The 21,443-nt window shown below is 72.3% G+C and carries 20 protein-coding genes; 6 read left to right on the plus strand and 14 right to left on the minus strand.

Annotation, left to right across the window (positions count from 1 at the left end; translation table 11 throughout):
* Window positions 1-202 precede the first annotated feature (202 nt).
* The 8 genes from ACW9TB_RS24190 to ACW9TB_RS24225 form a co-directional block, all read right to left on the minus strand.
* The gene (locus ACW9TB_RS24190; protein ID WP_472750342.1) at window positions 203-1,117 is read right to left on the minus strand and encodes an amidohydrolase family protein; all 915 of its coding nucleotides are present in this window, start codon (window positions 1,115-1,117) and stop codon (window positions 203-205) included.
* Window positions 1,114-2,262, minus strand: coding sequence for a VWA domain-containing protein (locus ACW9TB_RS24195; RefSeq protein WP_472750343.1), 1,149 nt, complete (start codon window positions 2,260-2,262; stop codon window positions 1,114-1,116). The genes ACW9TB_RS24190 and ACW9TB_RS24195 overlap by 4 nt, the downstream gene beginning before the upstream one ends.
* Before the next feature lie 262 nt (window positions 2,263-2,524).
* The gene (locus ACW9TB_RS24200) at window positions 2,525-3,478 is read right to left on the minus strand and encodes an AAA family ATPase (protein WP_472750344.1); all 954 of its coding nucleotides are present in this window, start codon (window positions 3,476-3,478) and stop codon (window positions 2,525-2,527) included.
* 83 nt (window positions 3,479-3,561) lie between these two features.
* On the minus strand, window positions 3,562-3,864 hold the full coding sequence (locus tag ACW9TB_RS24205) for an EthD family reductase (protein ID WP_472750345.1): 303 nt from the start codon (window positions 3,862-3,864) through the stop codon (window positions 3,562-3,564).
* A gap of 32 nt (window positions 3,865-3,896) precedes the next feature.
* Window positions 3,897-4,904, minus strand: coding sequence for a xanthine dehydrogenase family protein molybdopterin-binding subunit (locus ACW9TB_RS24210; RefSeq protein WP_472750346.1), 1,008 nt, complete (start codon window positions 4,902-4,904; stop codon window positions 3,897-3,899).
* 3 nt (window positions 4,905-4,907) lie between these two features.
* Window positions 4,908-6,293: a xanthine dehydrogenase family protein molybdopterin-binding subunit gene (locus tag ACW9TB_RS24215; protein WP_472750347.1), complete on the minus strand. Its 1,386-nt coding sequence runs from the start codon at window positions 6,291-6,293 to the stop codon at window positions 4,908-4,910.
* A complete protein-coding gene (locus ACW9TB_RS24220; RefSeq protein ID WP_472750348.1) occupies window positions 6,290-6,808 on the minus strand; it encodes a (2Fe-2S)-binding protein in 519 nt (172 codons plus the stop codon). Before ACW9TB_RS24220 ends, ACW9TB_RS24215 begins: the two co-directional genes overlap by 4 nt.
* A 44-nt stretch (window positions 6,809-6,852) precedes the next feature.
* The gene (locus ACW9TB_RS24225; protein ID WP_472750349.1) at window positions 6,853-7,656 is read right to left on the minus strand and encodes an FAD binding domain-containing protein; all 804 of its coding nucleotides are present in this window, start codon (window positions 7,654-7,656) and stop codon (window positions 6,853-6,855) included.
* A 126-nt stretch (window positions 7,657-7,782) separates the two neighbouring features.
* Here ACW9TB_RS24225 and ACW9TB_RS24230 point away from each other — a divergent pair, with 126 nt between their 5' ends.
* A complete protein-coding gene (locus ACW9TB_RS24230) occupies window positions 7,783-8,460 on the plus strand; it encodes a GntR family transcriptional regulator (RefSeq protein WP_472750350.1) in 678 nt (225 codons plus the stop codon).
* Window positions 8,461-8,679: 219 nt separating this feature from the next.
* Window positions 8,680-8,940, plus strand: coding sequence for a hypothetical protein (locus ACW9TB_RS24235; protein ID WP_472750351.1), 261 nt, complete (start codon window positions 8,680-8,682; stop codon window positions 8,938-8,940).
* A gap of 117 nt (window positions 8,941-9,057) precedes the next feature.
* On the opposite strand, the gene ACW9TB_RS24240 is transcribed toward ACW9TB_RS24235, so the two are convergent.
* The 4 genes from ACW9TB_RS24240 to sigJ form a co-directional block, all read right to left on the minus strand.
* Window positions 9,058-9,699 (minus strand): TetR/AcrR family transcriptional regulator, encoded by a 642-nt coding sequence (locus tag ACW9TB_RS24240; RefSeq protein WP_472750352.1) that lies wholly within the window; start codon window positions 9,697-9,699, stop codon window positions 9,058-9,060.
* Window positions 9,700-9,768: 69 nt separating this feature from the next.
* The gene (locus ACW9TB_RS24245; RefSeq protein WP_472750353.1) at window positions 9,769-10,497 is read right to left on the minus strand and encodes a pyridoxamine 5'-phosphate oxidase family protein; all 729 of its coding nucleotides are present in this window, start codon (window positions 10,495-10,497) and stop codon (window positions 9,769-9,771) included.
* A 647-nt stretch (window positions 10,498-11,144) separates the two neighbouring features.
* On the minus strand, window positions 11,145-11,609 hold the full coding sequence (locus ACW9TB_RS24250) for a carboxymuconolactone decarboxylase family protein (RefSeq protein WP_472750354.1): 465 nt from the start codon (window positions 11,607-11,609) through the stop codon (window positions 11,145-11,147).
* Window positions 11,606-12,502 carry an RNA polymerase sigma factor SigJ gene (gene sigJ / locus ACW9TB_RS24255; protein WP_472750355.1) on the minus strand — a complete coding sequence of 299 codons (897 nt, stop codon included), beginning with the start codon at window positions 12,500-12,502 and terminating at the stop codon, window positions 11,606-11,608. The genes ACW9TB_RS24250 and sigJ overlap by 4 nt, the downstream gene beginning before the upstream one ends.
* Before the next feature lie 74 nt (window positions 12,503-12,576).
* On the opposite strand from sigJ, the gene ACW9TB_RS24260 reads away from it, so the two are divergent.
* From ACW9TB_RS24260 to sthA, 4 genes are all read left to right on the plus strand, one after another.
* Window positions 12,577-16,116 (plus strand): protein kinase domain-containing protein, encoded by a 3,540-nt coding sequence (locus ACW9TB_RS24260; protein WP_472750356.1) that lies wholly within the window; start codon window positions 12,577-12,579, stop codon window positions 16,114-16,116.
* A gap of 37 nt (window positions 16,117-16,153) precedes the next feature.
* Window positions 16,154-17,389, plus strand: coding sequence for a serine/threonine protein kinase (locus ACW9TB_RS24265; protein WP_472750357.1), 1,236 nt, complete (start codon window positions 16,154-16,156; stop codon window positions 17,387-17,389).
* A 58-nt stretch (window positions 17,390-17,447) separates the two neighbouring features.
* Window positions 17,448-17,693, plus strand: a complete 246-nt coding sequence (locus ACW9TB_RS24270; protein ID WP_472750358.1) for a hypothetical protein — start codon at window positions 17,448-17,450, stop codon at window positions 17,691-17,693.
* Between the two features lie 210 nt (window positions 17,694-17,903).
* The gene (sthA, locus tag ACW9TB_RS24275) at window positions 17,904-19,307 is read left to right on the plus strand and encodes a Si-specific NAD(P)(+) transhydrogenase (RefSeq protein ID WP_472750359.1); all 1,404 of its coding nucleotides are present in this window, start codon (window positions 17,904-17,906) and stop codon (window positions 19,305-19,307) included.
* A gap of 129 nt (window positions 19,308-19,436) precedes the next feature.
* On the opposite strand, the gene ACW9TB_RS24280 is transcribed toward sthA, so the two are convergent.
* Together ACW9TB_RS24280 and ACW9TB_RS24285 are read right to left on the minus strand one after the other, a co-directional pair.
* A complete protein-coding gene (locus ACW9TB_RS24280) occupies window positions 19,437-20,348 on the minus strand; it encodes a DnaJ domain-containing protein (protein ID WP_472750360.1) in 912 nt (303 codons plus the stop codon).
* 4 nt (window positions 20,349-20,352) lie between these two features.
* Complete coding sequence (locus tag ACW9TB_RS24285; protein WP_472750361.1) at window positions 20,353-21,096, minus strand: hypothetical protein; 744 nt, start codon at window positions 21,094-21,096, stop codon at window positions 20,353-20,355.
* Window positions 21,097-21,443: the final 347 nt, after the last annotated feature.

The raw sequence follows: 21,443 nt of genomic DNA on the forward strand, positions 1-21,443 counted from the left end.
GGGGCGGCCTGGAGCGGTTGGCCGAACAGTTGGATGACGTCACCTGATCGTGAGCCAGGCGAACTCTTCGTACGAGACGAGTACGGGCGGCTCATCAGGGGCGGCCTGGAGCGGTTGGCCGAACAGTTGGATGACGTCACCTGATCGTGAGCCAGGCGAACTCTTCGTACGAGACGAGTACGGGCGGCGTCGGGACGGGGCCTCACAGGCGGTAGACCCGGCGGGCGGTGGCGGCGAACACGTTCTGGGCGACCTGGGGGGAGCGGTGGGAGAGGACCTCCTGCCAGGTGGAGACCAGCGTGGGAAGGTCGGTCCAGAGCTTCTCGATCGGGAAGTTGCTCCCCCACATGCAGCGGTGGGAGCCGAAGGCCTCCAGGCAGGTGTCCGCGACCGTCTCGATCAGCGAGCGGTCCACGCGGTGCACGAACGTGCCCTGGCCGGTGAGCTTCACCACGACGTTGGGCCGCTTGGCCAGCAGTCTCAGGCCGCGCTTCCACTCCGCCACCCGGGACGCCTCGAAGTCGTCGAGCATCCCCGCGTGGACCAGCACGAACGTGACGTCGGGGAAGTCGTCGACGAAGCTCGCGGCGTCGGTCATCTGGCCGGGGAACACCTGGAGCTCGAACAGCCAGCCGAGGTCGGCGAGCGAGGCGATGTTACGGCGGAAGACGGGGTCCTTCATGCGGTCGGGAGCGGAGGCGAACCGGAACTCCGGCCGCTCGTGCCAGTGCAGCTGCAGCCGGGTACCCCGCATCAGGGGGGTGATCGCGGCCTGGCGGCGCATCACGTCCGCCGCGCCCTCGTCGAAGAGGTCCGCGGAGCCGATCACGGCCGTGGGCCAGCCGGTCTCGGCGTGGGTCTCGCGCAGCCAGCGCACCTCGTCCAGGGAACGGTCGAGCGGCCAGTTGGCCTGGACGTAGACCGCGGAGGTGATGCCGCAGGCGGTGGCCTCCTCGACGTACTCGGACACCGGGTAGTCGCGGCGGATCGGTTCGTAGGGGCCGAAGATGCGCGGGACCATCTCTCCGCTGAGCCAGGGCAGGTCGGCGGCGCGCCAGATGTGGTGGTGCGCGTCGACGATCCCGGCGGGGACCGGGCGGGTGGTGCTGTCGTTCATGAGCGGGTTCCCGTGGGTCGAGGGGTGGGCCACCGCCTGGCCGCGGCGTGCCGGGGGCCGGACAGGACCGCCGGGAGGCGGCGGACCTCCGCGAGGGCGGTGGGCAGGTCGCGTACGCCGCCGAGGTGGTCGAGGTGGGGGAGCTGGGCGGCCATGGCGCGCGTGACCGGGCTGTAGGCGGGGGAGCACGCCAGCGGCGACCACCAGACGAGCCGGTGGCCCAGGCGGGACAGGCGGGCGGTCGCGCGGACCATGGGGACGTGGTCGCCGCGTTCGAGCCCGTCGGAGAGCACGATCACGAGCGCGCCCCTCGCGAGCGCCACGAACCGCGGGACGCCCAGGAACTCGTGCAGCGCCGCCCCGATCGCGGTGCCGCCGTCGGCGTCCGTCACCAGCTCGGACACCGCTCGCAGCGCCCGGCCCGTGTGGGGGTGCGACAGCGCGGAGGTGATCCTGGTGAGCCGGGTGCCGAAGGTGAAGACCTCGGTGCGGCCCGGCGCCGCGCGCAGTGCCGTGCGCGCCAGGCGGAGCAGGTCGGGGGTGTGCCGCCGCAGCGAGCCCGAGACGTCGACCAGGATGAGCAGGCGGCGCGGGCGCGGAGGCCGGGCCCGGCGGCGCAGCTCGATGATCTCCCCGTCGTGGCGGTGCGCCCGCCGCCAGGCGTGCCGTACGTCCAGCCGGTCGCCGGAGCGCGCCGGGCGCCGCCGCCTCGACGGGGTCGAGGGCAGTACGGCGGGCCAGGCGGACTCCAGGGCCCGCGTGACCGGGCGCCACCGGTCGTCGGCCGCGTCGAAGTCCCGCCTGCCGTACGTGCTGAGCGTGCTGGCCTCGACACCGTCGCCGGGGAGTACCTCGCGCGGCGCGGGGTCGTCCTCGCCCGGCCCCTGGGGGGAGGGGACGTCGCTCTCTCCCGCGGGCGGCGGCGGTACGGCGTCAGGGGGGCCGTCCTGCCGGAACCACGCGGTGAAGACCTGGTCGAACGCGGCGAGCTCCCCGATGTCGTGCAGCAGGGTGATCCGGGCGTACCAGTACAGGGCGGTCAGGTCGCGTGGCGGTGACGCGCCGATGACGCGCAGCAGGTCGGCCTGTTTGGGCAGCGCGGTGGTCACGCCCGCGGCGCGCAGCGCGGACAGGAACCCCCACACGTGACGTGCGGCGAGAACGGCGGGTTCGGGGGTGCCGGACGGTTTCCCCGCGAGGGAAGCGCCGGATGGCCCTCCGGTGAGAGGGGCGGGATCGGAGATGCCGGACGGTTCCTCCGCGAGGGGAGCGCCGGATGGTCCTCCGGTGAGAGGGGCGGGTTCGGGGGTGCCGGACGGTTTCCCCGCGAGGGGAGCGCCGGGCGGCGTTTCCGCGCGGGGAGTGGGTTCGGGTGCGCCGGGCGGCTCACCCGGGAAAGGAGCGGGCTCAGGCATCGCCGAACAGCTCCTCCGCGTGACCGAGGAGCAGCCGGGTGTCCTCCTCGTCCTTGATGAGCAGGCCGAGGGCGCGGCGCAGGGCCACGGGCCACGGGCTGCCCCCCTCGGCCAGGGCGACCGCGCCCCTGGCCCACTCCACGGACTCGGCGATGCCGGGCCGTTTGAGCAGCGGCAACCCGCGTACCCGCTGGACGGCGCGCACCAGCCCCTCCGCCGCCCGCTCCTCCAGGCCCGGTACGGCCGCGCGCAGGATCGCCCGCTCGCGATCGACCTCGGGGAAGGCGATCCAGTGATACAGGCATCGCCGTTTGAGTGCGTCGTGCAGCTCGCGGGTCCGGTTGGAGGTGAGCACCACGATCGGCGGGGTGCGCGCCCCGATGGTGCCCAGCTCCGGGACGGTGATCTGGAAGTCGCCCAGGAACTCCAGCAGGAACGCCTCGAACTCGCTGTCGGCGCGGTCGATCTCGTCGATCAGCAGGACCGCGCCGCGGTCGGCCTCCAGGGCGCGGAGCAGCGGACGCCGCAGCAGGAACTCCTCGCGGTAGAGGTCGCCGACCTCCTGACCCCGGCTCTCGGCCACCCGGACCCACAGGAGCTGCTTGGGGTAGTCCCACTCGTACAGCGCCTGCCCGGCGTCCAGCCCCTCGAAGCACTGGAGCCGGATGAGCTCCCGGCCGACGACGCGGGAGAGCACCGTGGCGACCTCGGTCTTGCCGACGCCAGGTTCCCCCTCCAGCAGCAGCGGCCGGCCCAGCCGCAGCGCCAGGTGGACGGCCGTGCGGAGTCCCTCGTCGGCGAAGTACCCCTCCCGTTCGAGCGCCGCGGCGAGCGTGGGCTCGTCCAGGAGGCGGCCCGTCGAGGAGGGCGCGGGCCCGGCGGGCGCGGGGGAGAACCCGCCGGACACCGGGGAACCCCCGGCGGGCGCGGGGGAGATACCGGACACCGGGGAACCCCCGGCGGGCGTCGTGGAGAACCCGCCGGGCGCCGGGGAGCCCCCGGAGGGCATCGGGGAGGCCCCGAGAGGCGTCACAACTGCGCGTGCTCGGTCGTGAGCAGGTGGATCCGCTGGGTGGTGTGCGCGGCGGCGTCGGCCGCGGCGGCCTTGCCGTGCTCGGAGCCGAACGCGGCGGCGCGGGCGTCCTCGTCGTCGAAGTAGAGCTCGTTCACCGAGTCGAACGGCGCGTCCTCGCCGTTGCTGACGCTCACCGTGTACTTGCGCAGCCCGGGAAGCCTCCTGGCGAACTCGACGTGGTCCTCCACGACCCACTTCGCGAACTCCTCGTGGGACAGGTTCTCCGCGCGCTTGAGCAGTGAGACGACTTTCAGCATGGTTATCGGTTCCTCCGGATCGGATGGGTTTTTCAGGTGCCCCCGCGCAGGGCGTCCAGCCCGCGCAGGACGCGTTCGGGGGTGAAGGGCATCGCCGTGACGCGTACGCCGCACGCGTCGAAGATGGCGTTGGCGATGGCCGGGATCGGCGCGTTGGCGGTCATCTCGCCGATGCCCTTGGCGCCGTAGGGGCCGTTGCCCGCCGGGCGTTCCAGGAACAGGCTGTGCTGTACGGGGATGTCGGCCGGGCCCGGCATGAGATAGTCGGCGAAGTCGCGGGGCCCGTGGTCGCGCCGGGGGTAGTAGGGCTCGGTGGTCTCGAACAGGGCGTGTGACATGCCCATCCAGGCCCCGCCCTCGACCTGCTGGGTCGCCATGGCCGGATTGAGCGCCCGGCCGATCTCGTAGGCGTTGTACAACTCCAGCACCTCGACCACCCCGGTCTCGTCGTCCACCTCGACGACGGCGACCGTGCACGCGTGCGCCTGGCACGAGTCGGGGTCCATCTCCCCCGTCTCGGGTACCGGCACGCTCGGCTCCTTGAGGAAGATGCCGCGCCCGGAGATCGTCCGGCCGTGCTTGAAGTGCGCGGCCAGGGCCAGGTCGGTGATGTGGATGCTCGGCTGCTCCGAGCCCCTGAGCTTGATGACGCCGGTGCCGTCGGTCTCCAGGTCCCCGGCGTCGACCTCCAGCTCCTCGGCGGCGACCTCCAGCATCACGGCACGCGCCTCGGCCGCCGCCATGATGACGGCGTTGCCGACGCGGTGGGTGCCCCGGCTGGCGAAGGTTCCCATGCAGTGCGGACCCGTGTCGGTGTCGGCGGTGTTGACCAGGACGTTCCCGATCGGCAGGCCGAGTGTCTCGGCCGCGCACTGCGCGGCGATCGTCTTGATGCCCTGGCCGAGGTCCACCGAGGACAGCGTGACCACGAAGGTGCCCGTGGTCGTGGCGTGGATCAGCGCCTGCGAGGGGTCGCCGCCGAGGTTCATGCCGGTCGGGTAGTTCACCGACGCGTATCCGCGCCCGCGCAGCCTGGTCATGGCCTACAGCCCCTCTCGCGTCGTCGAGGACATCCGGCGGTACGCCTCGGGCAGCTCGTGCCCGGACATCTCCGCGGCCTTCTGGATCACCTCGACCAGGGCGGTGCCCTCGGCGACCTTGCGGTGGGCCTTGAGGTCCCCGTCGCGGTAGGCGTTGAGGAGACGCAGCCGCAGCGGGTCCATGGACAGGGCCCTGGCGATCCGGTCCATCTGCGACTCCAGCGCGAAGTCGCCGATGGTCACGCCGAACCCGCGCATCGCGCTGGAGGGCGTGCGGTTGGTGAACACGCAGTGGCAGTCGGCCCACACGTTCGGGATCGAGTACGGTCCCGGCAGGTGGGCGGCGGCCTTGGTGGTGCCGTACGGGGTGTGCCGGGCGTAGGCGCCGGAGTCGACGTACAGCGTGACCTTGCGGCCGACGATCCGGCCGTCGTCCATTACGGCGTCCTTGATGTAGATGCGCTCGGCCGCGCGCGGCGAGGAGACCTGCATCTCCTCGTACCTGCTGTAGACGAACTTGACCGGGCGGTCGGTCACCATCGCGGCCACGCACGCGACCGGCTCGACGACGACGTCGACCTTGCCGCCGAAGCCCCCGCCGACCGTCCCGCCGACGACGCGCAGCCTGTTGAACGGGGTCTCCAGGATCAGCGCGGTGTTGTCGAGGGTGAAGAAGCACGCCTGGGTGTCGGAGTGGATGCGCAACCGGCCGTCGGCCTGCGGGATCACCACGCAGCCGGTGGTCTCGGCGGGAGCCTGCTCGATCGGGGCGGACTCGTAGCGCCACTCGAAGACGTGGTCGGCCTCCCCGAACGCCCTCTCCACGTCGCCGAACCGGATCCGCCGGCAGTGGTGTCCCTCGTACGTGAAGAAGTTGCGGCCGTGGTACTCGTTGACCAGCGGCGCCCCCTCCGCCAGGGCCTCCTCGACGTCGAAGACGGCGGGCAGGTCCTCGTAGCCGACTTTGATTCTGGCCGCGCCCTCCAGGGCCGCCGCCTCGGACTCGGCGACCACCGCGCAGATCGGCTCGCCGAGGTAGCGGACCTTGTCCACGGCCAGGATCGGCTCGTCGTCCGGCCCGACGCCGATCAGTTTGAGCGGGGTGTAGATGTTGTTCGGGATGTCGGCGTGGGTGAGGACCCGCGTGACGCCGGGCACGGCGAGGGCGCCGGTCAGGTCGACGTCCCTGATCCTGGCGTGGTGGCGGGCCGAGCGGTGCATCTTCAGGTGCAGCATTCCCCGGGGGGCGACGTCCTCGAAGAACTCGGTCCTGCCGGTGACGTGCCCCAGCGCGTCGGAGCGCTGGACGACCGAGCCGATGACGGTGAAGTCGTCCTCGCGCTCGGCGGCGAAGGAGGCCTTGTCGATGGGGGCGAGCCGGTAGGTCATCGCGACGCCGCCGTCTCCGCGTTTCCCGTGCTTCCCGTGGTCTCCCCGCGCCTGCGTCTGGCCGCGTCCAGGATGGCGATCATGATGGGCTGGTAGCCGGTGCACCGGCAGACGTTGCCCGAGATCGCCTCGGCGACCTCCTCCCGGCTCGGGTCGGGGGTGCGGTCCAGCAGGGCCTCGGCGACCATGATCATGCCCGCCGTGCAGAACCCGCACTGGGTGGCGAAGTTGTCGACGAAGGCGCTCTGCACCTCGTCGAGCTCCCCGCCGGAGGCCACCCCCTCAAGCGTGCGGACCGAGCGGCCCGAGACCGTTTCCACGGAGACCAGGCACGCCGTCACGGGCCGGTCGTCGACCAGTACGGTGCAGGTGCCGCAGCTTCCCTGCGCGCAGCCGCGCTTGGCCGCCGTGAGCCCCAGCGTGTCGCGCAGGGTCGCCAGGAGTGTGGTGCCCGGCCTGGCGATGAACTCCCGGGGTTCGCCGTTGACGACGAGCGAGACGATCTGTGACGGCATTGTCCGGCCCTTTCTGAGGGGTGGGCGCGTGATGGCGGGGACCGCTAGCGGGTGAGGGCCCGGCGCAGGTGCACGGGCAGGACGCGCGCCCGGTACCACGCGCTGGCGTAGGCGTCGTCGAAGGGCGCCACGTCGGAACGGGCGGCCTCACCGGCCTCGGTCAGGACCTCGGGGCTCGGCGGGCGGCCCCGCAGCAGCCGTTCGGCCGACACCGCGCGCACCGGGCGCGGGGCGACACCGCCGAGGGCGATCCTGGTCGAGGTCACCACCCCGTTCTCGGTGCGTGTCACGGAGGCGACGGTCACGATGGACGCCGAGTTGAGCCTGCGGCGCATGGCCTTGTGGTAGTACCAGGTCCCCGGCTCCGGCAGGGCCACCACCACCGCCGTGACGAACTCGCCCCCGGCCACCCCCGAGGCGAGCACGTCGGCCACCGGGGCGTCGCGCCGCCCACCGGGGCCCGCGATCTCGCACACCGCGTCAAGGGCGAGCAGGCAGACCGCCAGATCGCCGTACGGCTGCGCGACGAACAGGTTGCCGCCCACGGTCGCCAGGTTGCGGATCGTGGGGGAGGCGATGGTGCGCATCGCCGGGCGCAGGAAGCCGAGCCCGGGATGCTCCTCGACGGACGACAGGGAGGCCGCTGCGCCGATCCTGGCCACGCCGTCGCGGACCTCGATCCCCGCCAGCCCGGCCCTCCGCAGGCTGATCAGCTCGCTCCGGGTCGCGGCCCCGCTGCTCACCAGCGGCATCACGACGGTGCCACCGCCCATGATCCAGCCGCCCCTCGCCGAGTGGACCGCCACGGCCTCCGCGGACTCGGGCACGTGGACGGCCTGGATCATCATGTCCGTACCCCCTGTTACAACCGGGTTAACTATCGATAATTGATTATCGGAACCGTAAGTCGGGTCTCACCCCGGCGTCAAGGGAGGATCGATGAGCGAGAATCGATACTCGGTAGGATGCGCTCCATGACCGAGGAGCCCTCCATGCTGCCGAGGCTGACGCTGTCGCGGCAGATCCGCGACTCGCTGGTCAGCCGGATCGTCTCCGGCCAGTTCAGGCCGGGCGAGCGGCTGGTGGAGACGCGCCTCGCGGCGACGTACGGCACGAGCCAGGCACCCGTCCGCGAGGCGCTGCGCGAGCTGGAGGTCATGCGGCTGGTGGAGACCCAGCCGCGCAGGGGCACCTTCGTGCGCCCCTTCGTCCACGAGACGCTCAGGGAGAGCTACGTCGTACGGGCCGCGCTGGAGGAGACGGCCGTCCGGCTGGCCCTGCTCGCCGGGACCGTCCCGGTGGAGGCGCTCGAAGCGGACGTGGCGGCGATGCGGGCCGCGGCCGACGAGGGCGACGGCGAGGCGTCCGTACGGGCGAGCGTGTCCTTCCACCGGCGCATCGTCGAGGCCGCCCGCAACGAGCTGCTCAGACTCTCCTGGGAGGGCCTGCAGATCGAGGCGCGCACGTCGGTCACGATGCTCGCGACCGGGGTGAACCTCCACGACATCGCCCGCGACCACGCCGAGCTGCTGGCGATGATCGAGCGCGGCGACCTGGAGACGGCCTGCAGGCACGCCCGCGACCACCAGTGGCACTATGCCGACCTCCCGCACGACGCCCACGGCCGGATCCGCGACACCGCCGCCGGTTGAGTCACCACAAGTCCGGACAGTTCGCGGTTGGAACCCGGCGCCCCGGGTAGCCGAGCCGGGCTGTCGTCATCACCATCACCGGATGGAACGGCGGGCGCCCGATCCTTGTGAGGGGCCGGCACCCGCCGTGGCACGGGCGGTGGTGAGGTCGTGCGCACGGCCCCGCCGCCCGGTCCGGGAGGCGAGGGACGCGGATACGGTTCGAGGAAAGGTGAGATCGTGACGAGCAACTCCGGACAGACCGGTTCCGAGGCGGCGTCGGCCGCGGCCAAGACACTGGCCGACCCCAACGCGACCGAGGAGGAGAAGTCCGCCGCCGCCAGCGCGCTGTCGCAGGCCCCGGAGAGCCAGGGGGAGACCGGCGCCGAGGCGGCGTCGGCCTCGTCCAGGACGCTGTCGGACCCCGAGCAGGGCGACACGGAGAAGTCCGCCGCGGCCAGCGCGCTGTCGCAGACACCGGAGAACCCCGACGAGAAGTGACGGCCGCGACTGCCCGGAGACCGCCTCCGGGCAGCCTGTCGTTCAGGTCGTCACGAGGTCGTCTCCGGGCGGACGGTCATGATCTGATTCCGGTGGGAAAGGCCGCCGCCCGCGGTCTCACCCGGCCCGCCAGCGCCGGTTGACCTCCTCGACGCCGGGCGGCGGGCCGGGCAGCGGATCCGCGGAGGTCAGGCGCAGGCCGTCCAGGACCAGGGTCAGGTAGCGGTTCCTGATCTCGGAGGTCCTGGCCTCGTCGCCGAGGTGGAGACCGGCGATCTGCTCGAAGATCATCGCCACGTCGGCGACGGCCAGGCCGGGGCGGAGCACCCCCGCGTCCCTGGCCCGCTCGAAGATCCGTACGGTGAGCTCGTTCGCGCGCTCGGACGCGCGGTGTAAGTCCTCGCCGGGAGTGAAGGTCCCGGCGAGATTGATCACCAGGGCGTGGTTGTCGGCCGCCACGACACGGCGGACGAACCCGGCGAAGGCGTCCCACGGGTCGTTCTCGCCGGTCAGGGCGGCCTCGGCCTCGGCGATGTAGAGGCTCAGGCCGTCCGAGCAGAGCCTGCGGAGCAGGTCCTCCTTGCCCGCGTAGCGGCGGTAGAGCGCGCTGATGCCCACCCCGGCCCGCTCGGCCACCGCGGAGATCGGGGCGCCGGGGTCGGCGACGAAGACCGCGCGGGCGGCCTCCAGGATCACCTGGTCGTTACGGGCGGCCTGGGCCCTGCGGCCGTTCATCGGCGCCGGAGCGGCTGTCTCCATGCCGCCAATATAACGACCGGAACATAGCGTTCCCTTCTGGCGGGAGGCTCTGGCGGGAGAGATCCCCGATCAGGTGGCCCGGGTGCCCGTCCGGGCGGCGATGTGGTCGGGAGGGGCGATCCCGGCCGGGAGCAGCGGGTCGGGGACCGGGGCCAGCCAGGTGGTGGACAGGGGAAGCCGGCCCGCCCAGAGCCCCAGCTCGGCGTCGGGGCCCTCGCCGTCGTCGGGCGGCCCGGCACTCACCTTGACCGACGCCTCGGCCAGGGAGATCGCGAGGATCGTCGTCGCGGCGAGCTCCTTGCGGCTGGGCCGCCTGGCGTAGTCCCACTGGCCGGGGGCGGCGTGCTCGGTCAGGATCCGCAGCGCGGCCAGTTTCTCCTCGCCCTCCAGGGACCTGGGCACGCCGTAGACCATGGCGGAGCGGTAGTTGACGCCGTGCTCGAACACCGACCTGGCCAGGATGAGGCCGTCCACGTGGGTGACCGTCACACAGACCGTCCCCAGGCCCGGGTCCGGTCCGTCCGCGTCGGTGTCGGCTCCCGCGTCCTCGGATCCGGCGGGGCGCCGCGCGGGCTCCCGGCCGGTCAGGCTCCGGCTGGCCACCGAGCCGTGCACGTAGAGGTGGTCGGTGTCGAAACCGTAGACCGTGGGGACGACCATGGGCACCCCGCCCGAGATCACTCCCAGGTGGCAGACGAATCCGGCGCCCAGCACCTCGTACAGGGCGGCGCGGTCGGTGCGGCCCTTCTCCCGCAGGCGCCGGTGCCGGGTGCGTTCGGTCGCGGATAATTCGCTCATGAGGCGATATTCAATCAGGTGACTTCGGGGTCCGGGCGCCTCGCGACCCGGGTGTCCCACCCTCCGGAACCCGTGACCCGGGCCGCCCCGGGAAGAACCACGGGGAGCCCGGGGCCGGAACGGAGAAAGACCCGCCGTGGCGGGTCTTTCGCGAGAAGGTCTGGCGAGGGGTCAGGCGGCGGACGTGGGGCCGCTCGTCCGTGGGAAACGCAGGACATTGCGGCCCGTGTAGGCGCTGAGATCGACGACCTTGGCGTCACCGGTCACTCCGCGGCGTGTCGCGGAACGAATGTCCCTGATCTTGAGCCGTGCGACATATGGTGGCACGACCACAAGTCTCTTCATTGAGCCCCCCGGCGTGATGGTTCCGTTATCAGAAGTATCTACAGAGCGCCGCATAAGACTGCCGTAAAGCCCAGGTCAATAGGGGAGTGGGCGTCCCGAGGGGGATCGCAGATCCAGACCCGGGGTGCGGTCGGGGCGGCGCGGGCGCCGCCGGACGATCCGGGTGCGTCGCCGCATGATCCAACCTCCTTCCCGGGCTCACCGTGCTCCGTGTCCTACGACACCGCTCCGCCGGATGCTCACGCGTCCGGCTCGCACGGTTACCCGTGCGAGCCAAACCTAGTCCGCCCCGCCCCTCTCGATCAACCGTTTTGGCTACGCAGGGCTCCCGGAACCATACGGGTGGTGACGGCGATCCGGTTCCACGCGTTGATCGTCGCGATGGCCACGACCAGCGCGGCCAGCACCTCCGGCTCGTAGTGCCTGGCGGCCTCCTCCCACACCGCGTCCGGCACCGTCTCGCCGCGGTCGCTGAGCCGGGTCGCCTCCTCGGCCAGGGCGAGGGCCGCCCGCTCGGCGTCACTGAAGTAGGGCGTCTCCCGCCAGGCCACCACGGAGAACAGCCGCTCGTCGCTCTCCCCGGCCGCCTTGGCGTCGTGGGAGTGCATATCGACGCAGAAGGCGCAGCCGTTGATCTGGCTGACCCGTAGCTTGACCAGCTCCTTCGTGGTGTGCGGCAGCCCGCTGTCGGCCAGGTACTTCTCCAGCCCCAGCATCGCCCGGTAGGCCTCGGGGGCGAGCTCGCCGATGTTCATCCGCTCTTTCATCGAACACTCCTTAGTTTCTCCGGGTTCATCACGATGTCGATCTCGGTGATCCGGCCCTCGGAGACGGTGAGCCCGTAGACGGCGAGCCGGTCGCCCCGCCCCCACAGCAGCCCGGCCCGGCCGTTGACCGTGGTCACCGTCAGGCTCCCGGCGCCCCGGTACTTCCTGGCGACCCCGAGCACGAAGCGGCCCACCCGGTCGGAGCCGAGGACCGGCCTGCGGGCCGCGCCCACCACCCCGCCACCGTCGCTGCGCAGCACCACGCCGGGATCGAGAAGCGCCATCAGCGCGCCGATGTCGCCGTCGCCGTCACCCCGGCCCCGGACGACCCGCGCGAACGCCTCGACCACCCTGCGGTGCTCGGTCTCGTCGACCTCGAAGCGGGGCGCCCGCGCCGCGACGTGCGCGCGGGCGCGGGCGGCGAGCTGACGGCACGCGGCGGCGGAGCGCCCGACCGCGCGCGCCACCTCCCCGAACGGCAGCCCGAACACGTCGTGCAGGACGAAGGAGGTGCGTTCGGCCGGGCTGAGCGACTCCAGCACCACCAGCATCGCCAGGCTCATCGACTCGTCCAGGGTCACCCTGTCGGCGGGGTCGCCCCCGCCGACCACCGGCTCCGGCAGCCACGGCCCGACGTACTCCTCGCGCCGTACGCGTGCCGAACGCAGTACGTCCAGCGCGAGTCTCGATACTGTGACCACCAGCCAGCCCGTGACGTCCCCGATCTCCGAACGCTCCGCCCCGCCCAGCCGGAACCAGGCGTCCTGCACCACGTCCTCGGCCTCGTCGAGGCTGCCGAGCAGGCCGTAGGCCACACCGACCAGCCGTGGCCGGATGGCCGCGAACTCCGCCGCGAGAGCTTCGTCACCGTTCACGTAAGGAGGACGAGACATGTCCCAAGTCTGTGACACCGCCCGAACCTCTTCGTCTTCCGGGGCGTCCAATCCACCGGCGAACGGAGTGTGAGTTGAGTACGACACTTATCGACGGTGACCCGCAGCGGCTGGGCGGCTACTGGCTGGCCGGGCGGCTGGGCGCGGGCGGCCAGGGCGTGGTCTACGAGGCGTACGACGCCGAGGGCACGCGGGTCGCGGTGAAGGTCCTGCACGGCGACGCCGGGACCGACCCCGAGCTGCGCGACCGGTTCGGCCGCGAGGCCGCCGCCGCCCGCCGGGTGGCCTCGTTCTGCACCGCGGGCGTGCTGGACGCCGACCTCGACGGGCCCAGGCCGTACATCGTCAGCGAGTACGTGGAGGGCCCCAGCCTGCGCGGGGCCGTCGCGGAGGGGCGCCGCTTCACCGGGGGTGACCTGCACCGCCTCGCGACCGCGATCGCCACCGCGCTGACCGCCGTCCACGAGGCCGGGGTGATCCACCGCGACCTCAAACCCGACAACGTGCTGCTGGGCCCGGACGGCCCGAGGGTGATCGACTTCGGTGTCGCCCGTACGGAGGACATGTCGCTGACCGCGACCGGCATGGTGGCGGGCACCCCGACCTACATGGCCCCCGAGATCTTCATGGGCCAGCGCGCGAGCGCGGCCGTCGACGTCTTCGCCTGGGGCGGGATCATGGTCTTCGCCGCGACGGGCGCCGACCCGTTCCGCGCGGAGAGCCTGGGCGGGATCATGCACCGCGTGCTGTCGGTGCAGCCCCAGCTGGACATGCTCCCCGAGCACCTGCGGCCGTTCGTCGCCGCCTCGCTCGCCAAGGACCCCGAGTCCAGGCCCACGGCCAGGGATCTGCTGCTCGCCCTGGTCAGCGGCGACGGGGCCGTCGACACCCCGAGGCTGCTCGCGGCGGGCAGCGACGCCGGGGCCCAGATCCGCGCGACCTCGGCCGACCCCGCGCTCGGCACCCTCGCCGAGGACGCCTACGTCGCGCTCGGCCCCGCCGAGCGGGAGCTGGCCCCCGAGATCTTCCTGCGGCTGGTCACCGTGACCGACGACGGCCAGCTCGTCGTACGCCAGGCGCAGTGGGCCGAGCTTCTCGACGGGCGCCAGGAGGGCGAGGCCGCCGCGGTACGGCGCCTGGTGCAGGTCTTCGCGTACCTGCTCACCCACGACGACCGGGAGGTCTGGCTGTCGCGGCCCGCGCTGCCGCAGGCCTGGCCCAGGTTGCGCGGGTGGGTCAGGGCCAACCGGGACGGCCTGGCCGTGCACCGGGGCATCCTCACCGCCGCGCGGCGCTGGCAGCTCCAGGGGCGCAGGGACGGGGACCTGTTCCAGGGCAGCAGCCTGGAGAACGCCATGCGCTGGGCGGCCACCGGCCGCCGCAACATCACGCTCAGCCCGGTCGAGCGCGACTTCCTGGAGGCAGGCGCAGCCCTCACCCGGCGCCGTGCCCGCAGGGGGCGGGTGCTCTCCGGCACGCTGGCCGTGCTCCTGGTCGTCGCGCTGGCCGCCGGGGCGTTCGCCGTGCAGCAGAGCAGGGTGGCCGACGCGCGCAGCGTCGTCATCACCTCCCAGCGCGACCAGGCGACGGCCGCCAGGCTCGCCGCGACGGCCGACACGCTGCGGACCTCGGACCCGGTCAGGGCCATGTTGCTCAGCGTGGCCGCCTGGCGGCTGGCACCGGTGACCGAGGCCAGGGCGAGCCTGACCGGTTCGCTGGCCCAGCGGGAGGCGGCCGCCTTCCACGACCCGGCCACCGGGATACAGACCCTGAGGGCGCTGAGCGCCGACGGCCACACGCTCGTCAGCGCGAGCGACGGCGAGGCGCGCGTCTGGGACGTGCGGACCGGCAGGCGCGTCGGCGGCTTCACCGGGATCGGCGGCGACCTGCGCGGGATCGCGCTGAGCCCGGGAGGCACCCGTCTCGCCGTGATCAGCGGCCTGCGGCTGAGGATCTGGGACGTGCGGACCGGCAAGCCGACCGGCGCCGTCCTCCCGGTCCAGGGCCGGAACGACGGGGGCGACACCAGCGCGCTCTTCGGGCAGTCGGAGGACTGGCTCATGGTCTGGCAGGGCGAGGGGTTCATCGTCTGGAACGTGGTGACCGGCCAGAAGCACTCCCCGCTCGTGGGAGCCCTCGGCAGCGACATCTCGGCGGACGGGAGCGGGCTCGCGACGGGCAGCCTCGACGGCGACGTGGCGGCCTTCGCCCTGGACGGCCTGCGCAGGATCCCGCTGGGCAACCGCTGCAACGCCTGCGGGCCGAAGCTGGCCTACAGTCCCGACGGCGCGACCATCGCCGTCGGCAGGGGCAGGGGCGTCGAGCTGCGCGACGCGTCCACCGGGGCGAAGCTGGACGGCTTCTTCGAGGAGGGCGCGACCGGCGAACTCGTCTTCAGCCCCGACGGGCGCTTCCTGGCCTCGGCGGTCGACACGGCCCTGCGGCTCTGGCGGGTCCAGGACGGCAGGCTGCTGCTCACCCAGAGGATCGACGCGTACAACCCCGTCTTGGCCTTCGACCAGGACGGGCGCACCCTGCGCTACCTCACCGAGGACACGGTGACGAGCCTCGACGTCTCCGCGCTGACCAGGCCCGTCACCCTGAAGGGCCCGGGGACCGGCTGGGCGGCCCTCAGCCCCGGCGGACGGCTCCTCGCCTCCAGGGACGGCGAGGCGGGCGAGATCGTGATCCGCGACGTCCGGCGGCGCGTCCGCCTGGGCTCGCTGAACATCGGGCCCGGCGGCGCCGACGGCTACTTCGCGATGGCCTTCAGCGCCGACGGCGGGCGGCTGGTGGTCAACAGCGGCGCGGACAGTCCCCGGCTGACCGTCTGGGACACCTCCACCTTCAAGCGGATCACCGCCGTCACCCTCGCCCGCCGTGGCCAGGTCCCGGCCGTGGCGATCAGCGCCGACGGCACCGCCGTGGCCTCGTACACCCTCTACTACGACTCCGATGTGGAGCCCGAAGGGGAGATCCACGTCTGGGACGTGCCCAGCGGGCGGCCGCGCTGGTCGCGGCCCCAGGGCATGGTCGAGAAGCTGGTGTTCACCCCGGACGGCGGGGCGCTCGCGGTCGTGGGCGGTGAGCACCGGCTGCTGGACGCGGGCACCGGCAAGCCGTTCGGCGACACCTACGGCTCGCCCACCGTCAGCATCCCGGCGATCGCGCTGGCCTTCGGCGACGACGGTTCCCGCTTCGCCGTCGCCGACCAGGTGGGGCGCATCTCGGTGTTCGAGACCCGGGGCAGGAAGCGGGTGGGCGGCATGATCCGGGGCGAGCCGGGCACGGGCACCGGCCTGACGTACTCGCCGCGCGGTGACGTCATCGCCGCGGCGGTGACCGAGCGGTCGGTGGGCATCTGGGACGTCGCGACCGGGCGCCGCCTCGGCCAGCCGATCGTCGCCCAGACCGGAGACCTCGAGTCGCTGGCGTTCAGCCCCGACGGCGCCCGGCTGATCGCCGTCGACGGGGCCGGCACCCTGAGCGAGTATCCGGTCGAGCCGGAGGCGGTGGCGCGGACGGTCTGCGAGCGCGCGGGCCGCACCCTGTCGCGCGAGGAGTGGCGCACCTACCTGGGGGACCTGCCCTACCGCAACGTTTGCCCTGCTTAAAAGCAACTTTTTCCCCACGGGTCGCATCAAACAGCGCATGAGAGTGGCGCAGGAGTTGATCGTGGGCGACCCGTGGCGGCTGGGCGGCTACCGCCTCGCCGGGCGGCTGGGGGCGGGCCCCCTGGGCGTGGTCTACGAGGGGTACGACCCGGCCGGGGGACGGGTCGCGGTGCGGGTCCTGCACGGCCCTCCGGGGCGGGAGGCGTCCGCCGAGGCCGCCGCCGCCCGCCGCGTCGCCTCGCCCTGCACGGCGAACGTGCTGGACGCCGACCTCGACGGGCCCAGGCCGTACATCGTCAGCGAGTACGTGGAGGGCCCCAGCCTGCGCCGGGCCGGGCGGATCTTCGGCGGCGACGACCTGCACGGCCTCGCGACCGCGGTCGCCACCGCGCTGACGGCCCTCCACGACGCCGGGGTGGCCCACCGCGCCCTCACCCCCGGCGACGTGATCCTCGGCCGGGACGGCCCCCGGGTCACCGGGTTCGGGATGGTCCCCGGACGGGGAACGTCGCTCACCGCCACCGGGCTCAGGACGCGGGTGCCGTCGTACACGGCGCCCGAGGTGTTCACCGGCGGCGCGCCGGGTCCGGCCGCCGACGTGTTCGCCTGGGGCGGGATCGTGCTGTACGCCGCGACCGGCGAGGACCCGTTCGCGGCGGGCAGCCTGGGCGGGGTGATGCACCGGATCCTCTCGCTCGACCCCGACCTGGGCCCGCTGCCCCCGCTCCTGCGGCCCCTGGCCTCCGCCGCGCTCGCCAAGGACCCCCGTACCAGGCCCGCCGCCCGCGAGCTGCTGGTCGCCCTGCTCGCCGGGGGCGCCCCGGGGCCGAGGGGGGCCTCGCTGCTGCGGTCGGGGGCCGAGGTGGCGGCCAGGATCCGTACGGCCTGCGACGACCCCGGGCTGGGAGCGCTCGCCGAGTCCGCGTACGCCGCGCTCGGCCCGGCGGACAGGGAGCGCGCGCCCGAGGTGTTCCTGAGGCTCGTCACCATCGCGCCCGACGGGCAGCCGGTCGCCCGCGGGGCCAGGGTGCCCGCCGGGTCCGAGGGGGTCCTGGGCGGCTTCGCGGGACTGGTGGTGCGGAAGGGGGACGAGGCGGGCCTGGCCCACCAGGCGCTCCCGTACGCCTGGCCCCGCCTGGGGGAGTGGATCGAGGCCAACCGCGCCCGCCTCGTGGCGCGGGAGAGGTTCGCCCGGCTGTTTCTCCCGCTGCTGGCGGTGTCGGTGCTGCTCGCGCTGGTCGCCGGGGTGATTATGGCGATATGGGTTGTCTGACCTGCGGATACCTGGGTAGGACCCTCAGCGGAAAAGCCACGAGTTTTCGGGGGGAAACATGGCGAGCTGTGAAATGTGCGGGAACGACTACGACATGAGCTTCGAGGTGCACGCCCAGGGCAAGGTGCACGTCTTCGACAGCTTCGAGTGCGCGATCCAGCGGATGGCGCCGGTCTGCGAGCACTGCGGGGTCCGCATCGTCGGGCACGGCGTCGAGGCCGGACGGCACTGGTTCTGCTGCGCCCACTGCGCGCGCGCGGAGGGGACGGACGCGCTCGTCGACAGGGTCGCCGCGAAGGTGTGAGACGGCGGCGCGCCACGGCTCCGTACGGAGCGGCGTTCGGCCGACGGCACGAGGCCGCGAGGTGGGGCGTGTGGTGACGGCGTGTGTCGCCGTCCGGACGCTGGGGGACATTACATCGCGTGATGGTGTGAGGCGGTATTAACGAGACTGCCACGATCTGGTATTCCGTGAGTCTGGCTGAGATCGCCTCCTGCCCTCACACTGGGGCCTATGTGGGATTTCGATGTCCTTGTTCTTGGTTCCGGGCCGGGCGGGCAGAAGGCCGCGATCGCCGCGGCGAAACTCGAACGGCGTGTCGCGCTCGTCGAGCGGCGCAACATGCTCGGCGGGGTGTGCATCAACACCGGCACCATCCCCTCCAAGACGCTGCGCGAGGCCGTGCTGCACCTGACCGGCCTCAACCAGCGCGGCATGTACGGCCAGAGCTACCGGGTGAAGGACGAGATCACCGCGGCCGACCTGGGGATCCGCACCCAGCACGTGATCGGCCGTGAGATCGACGTGATCCGCAGCCAGCTGTCGCGCAACCACGTGACGACGCTCAACGGGATGGGCCACTTCGTGGACCCGCACACGATCGGCGTCGTCGACGAGCACGGCCACGAGACCAAGGTCACCGCCGACAAGATCGTCATCGCCACCGGCACCCGGCCCGCCCGCCCGGACACCGTGGAGTTCGACGACCACACCATCATCGACTCGGACGGCATCCTGCAGCTGCAGGACATCCCGGACTCGATGGTGGTCGTGGGAGCCGGGGTCATCGGCATCGAGTACGCCTCCATGTTCGCCGCCCTGGGCACCAAGGTGACCGTGGTCGAGCGCCGCGACCGGATGCTCGACTTCTGCGACCTGGAGATCGTCGAGGCGCTCAAGTACCACCTGCGCGACCTGGCGGTGACCTTCCGCTTCGGCGAGACCGTCGCCGCGGTGGAGCGCCGCTCCCGGGGCGCGCTGACCGTGCTGGAGAGCGGCAAGCGGATCCCCGCCGAGACGGTGATGTACTCGGCCGGACGCCACGGCATGACCGACGAGCTCGTCCTGGAGGCCGCGGAGCTGGCCGCCGACGCCCGGGGCCGCATCCAGGTCGACGAGCACTACCGCACCCCCGTGCCGCACATCTACGCCGTCGGCGACGTCATCGGTTTCCCCTCCCTGGCCGCCACCTCCATGGAGCAGGGCCGCATCGCCGCCCACCACGCCTGCGGCGAGCCGCTGCGCGGCATCCACCACCTGCAGCCGATCGGCATCTACACCATCCCCGAGATCAGCTTCATCGGTCCCACCGAGGACGAGCTGACCGCCTCCCAGATCCCCTTCGAGGTCGGCATCTCCCGCTACCGGGAGCTGGCCAGGGGCCAGATCATCGGCGACACCTACGGCATGCTGAAACTCCTGGTCTCCCCGGAGACCCGCGCCCTGCTCGGCGTGCACGTCTTCGGCACCGGCGCCACCGAACTCCTCCACATCGGCCAGGCCGTCATGGGCTGCGGCGGGACCATCGACTATCTGGTCGACGCCGTCTTCAACTACCCCACCCTGGCCGAGTCCTACAAGGTCGCCGCCCTGGACGCCATGAACAAACTCCGCCGCGTGGCCCGCTTCGAACTCTGACCCCCGCCCGAGGGCCCGCCAGGGATCGTTCCCCCCGCCGCCGACGTCGCCGTACGCCGTGCCGTCACGCTCGTCCATGCCCGGCATCCAGCGGCCGGTGACCGGGCCGGGCCCGTGCCGCCACGGCTGTCAGAGGTAGAGGTTGTTGAGGAGCGCCATGATCAAGACGACCGCGGTCGCCACGAGGGCCGTCCACCCGCACGCGGACCCGCGCTGTTGCATCACCTCCGCCCCGCGGTAGTTGCCCCTGTATCTCTCGACACGGGCCAGGGCCCCGAGGACGATCGCCGTTATCGCGAGCGGAGAGCAGCCGATCATGCCGACGAGGCCAAGCACGAAGGGCAGAACTCCCAGGTCGGGGGGCGTCGAGTACGGGCCGGGGCGGTCCGTCCATGACCGCGGGTCGTAGCCGGGCCGGTCGTGGTCGGGTCGGCTGTAGTCGGGGCGGCCGTAGCCAGCCTGGCTGTAGCCAGGCTGGCTGTGATGGTCGGTCTGCCGGTGTTCGGGCTGCGGGTACTGGTCGATACGCTCGGATCCCGGCCGGTTGTCCCACCGGGCCTCCTCACGAGGGGCTTCGCGAGGGGGCTCGTCGTACCCGCGGTTCCGGCCGGATCCGGTCTGGCTCCCGGAGGGACCGAAGCCGGAGCGGGCGCGGCCCCATTCGCCGTCCGGGGCGGTGCCCCCGTTGGAGGGTGCGCGGGGGGCCCGGGGTTTGGAGGGGCCGGGCTCCCGGGGTTTGGAGGGCGCGCCGGGGTTGTGAGCGGGCTCCCGGGGCTTCGCGGTCGTCGAGGACGGCCCGGAAAGACGAGCCGTCAGGAACGCGTCGTAGGCGGCTCTTCTGTCGGCGTCCGACAGGATCCCGTAGGCGCAGCGCACCAGATTGAACGCGCGGCTCCCCTTTCCGCCCGTCTTGTCGGGGTGGGTGGCCCGAGCCAGGCGGAGGTACGACGCCCTGATGTCCCGGGCGTTCGCGTCATGCGGGAGGTTGAGGACCTCGTAGGCGTTGTGAGCGTCCAGACAGCCGAACCGCCGGTCGGTCATTCCCCTAGGATCTTCCGCTCACGTTGGCGATCCGGCAGATGAGGCGCCACGTGGCGGCGCTGCTCGCCCGTCCTCTCGGTTGTGAACGTGTTCCCGACGCGAAGGTCATCTTGCGGCCGTCGGTGATGCAGCACCAGATGTTCCAGCGGGACGCCACGAGGTTGTCGGAATCCTCGTAGCACCAGAGCTGCCTGGGGTTGTCCGCGCTGTCGAAAGGCTCCTGAAGGAGGATCTGGGCGCGGTGCGGCAGGTGGCCGAGGAAGTCCCGGAAGTGCCGGTCGAACCTGCTGCCCGGACCGGTCGCCGTCGCGCCCGTCGTCCGCGGCCCGCCCGCGTCCGCGCCGGTGGGATGGGCGGGCTCCCGGATCTCCTCGAAGCGGAAGGACGCGGGGTCGAGGGGCAGGTAGGTGATCTCGTGCTGGCGACGCCCGGCCGACGACACGATCGGGGTGGCCTCGCAGAGCGCGTGGGTGCCGAGGACGACCCCGCGGATCTGCTCGGAGTCCAGCTGGTGAGCCCACCATTCCAGCATCTCGCCGGCGCGCGCCTGCATCTTCTGCCGTACGACCGGATTGAGCATCTCCCACGCGCGCTCTCTGCCGGGCATGCCCGGGGCGACGGGGACCTCGCCCGCCGGGTATATCGGCGGCTGGTTTCTTCTTCCTTCCCGGCCCCGGGCGGGGAGGGATGATTCCGGTGGGGAGATCGGCTGGTTCCGAGGGCGGTCGAGTTCTCCGAAGTCGGCCATGACCCTCATTTTTTCCCGTCTCACTTGAGATGAGGAGCAATGGCCTGCTTTCGTTACGCGATCACAACAATGACCGGCTAATCGCCGCTTCGCGTATCCGGGTGTCGATCGCCACGGGTGTCCGAGTGGCCGCTGATGCTCCTGCTCGCGGTGGTGGGTGGCCGTCGATGTCGCGATTGGGGAGGAGTCCGGGCGGGGGTCCTCCGGTGAGCGCGGCGCCCGGGTGGACGACGCGCTCACCAAGGCCGACGTGAACGCCGTGTGCGCACCCCGGTGAATCCGCGGCGCGATATCCGGTGCCCCCGTACTTCCTATATCAGTTTTTATAGTCTTATTTCATGCTTTGG

The organism is Streptosporangium sp. H13245 (genome assembly GCF_055690525.1).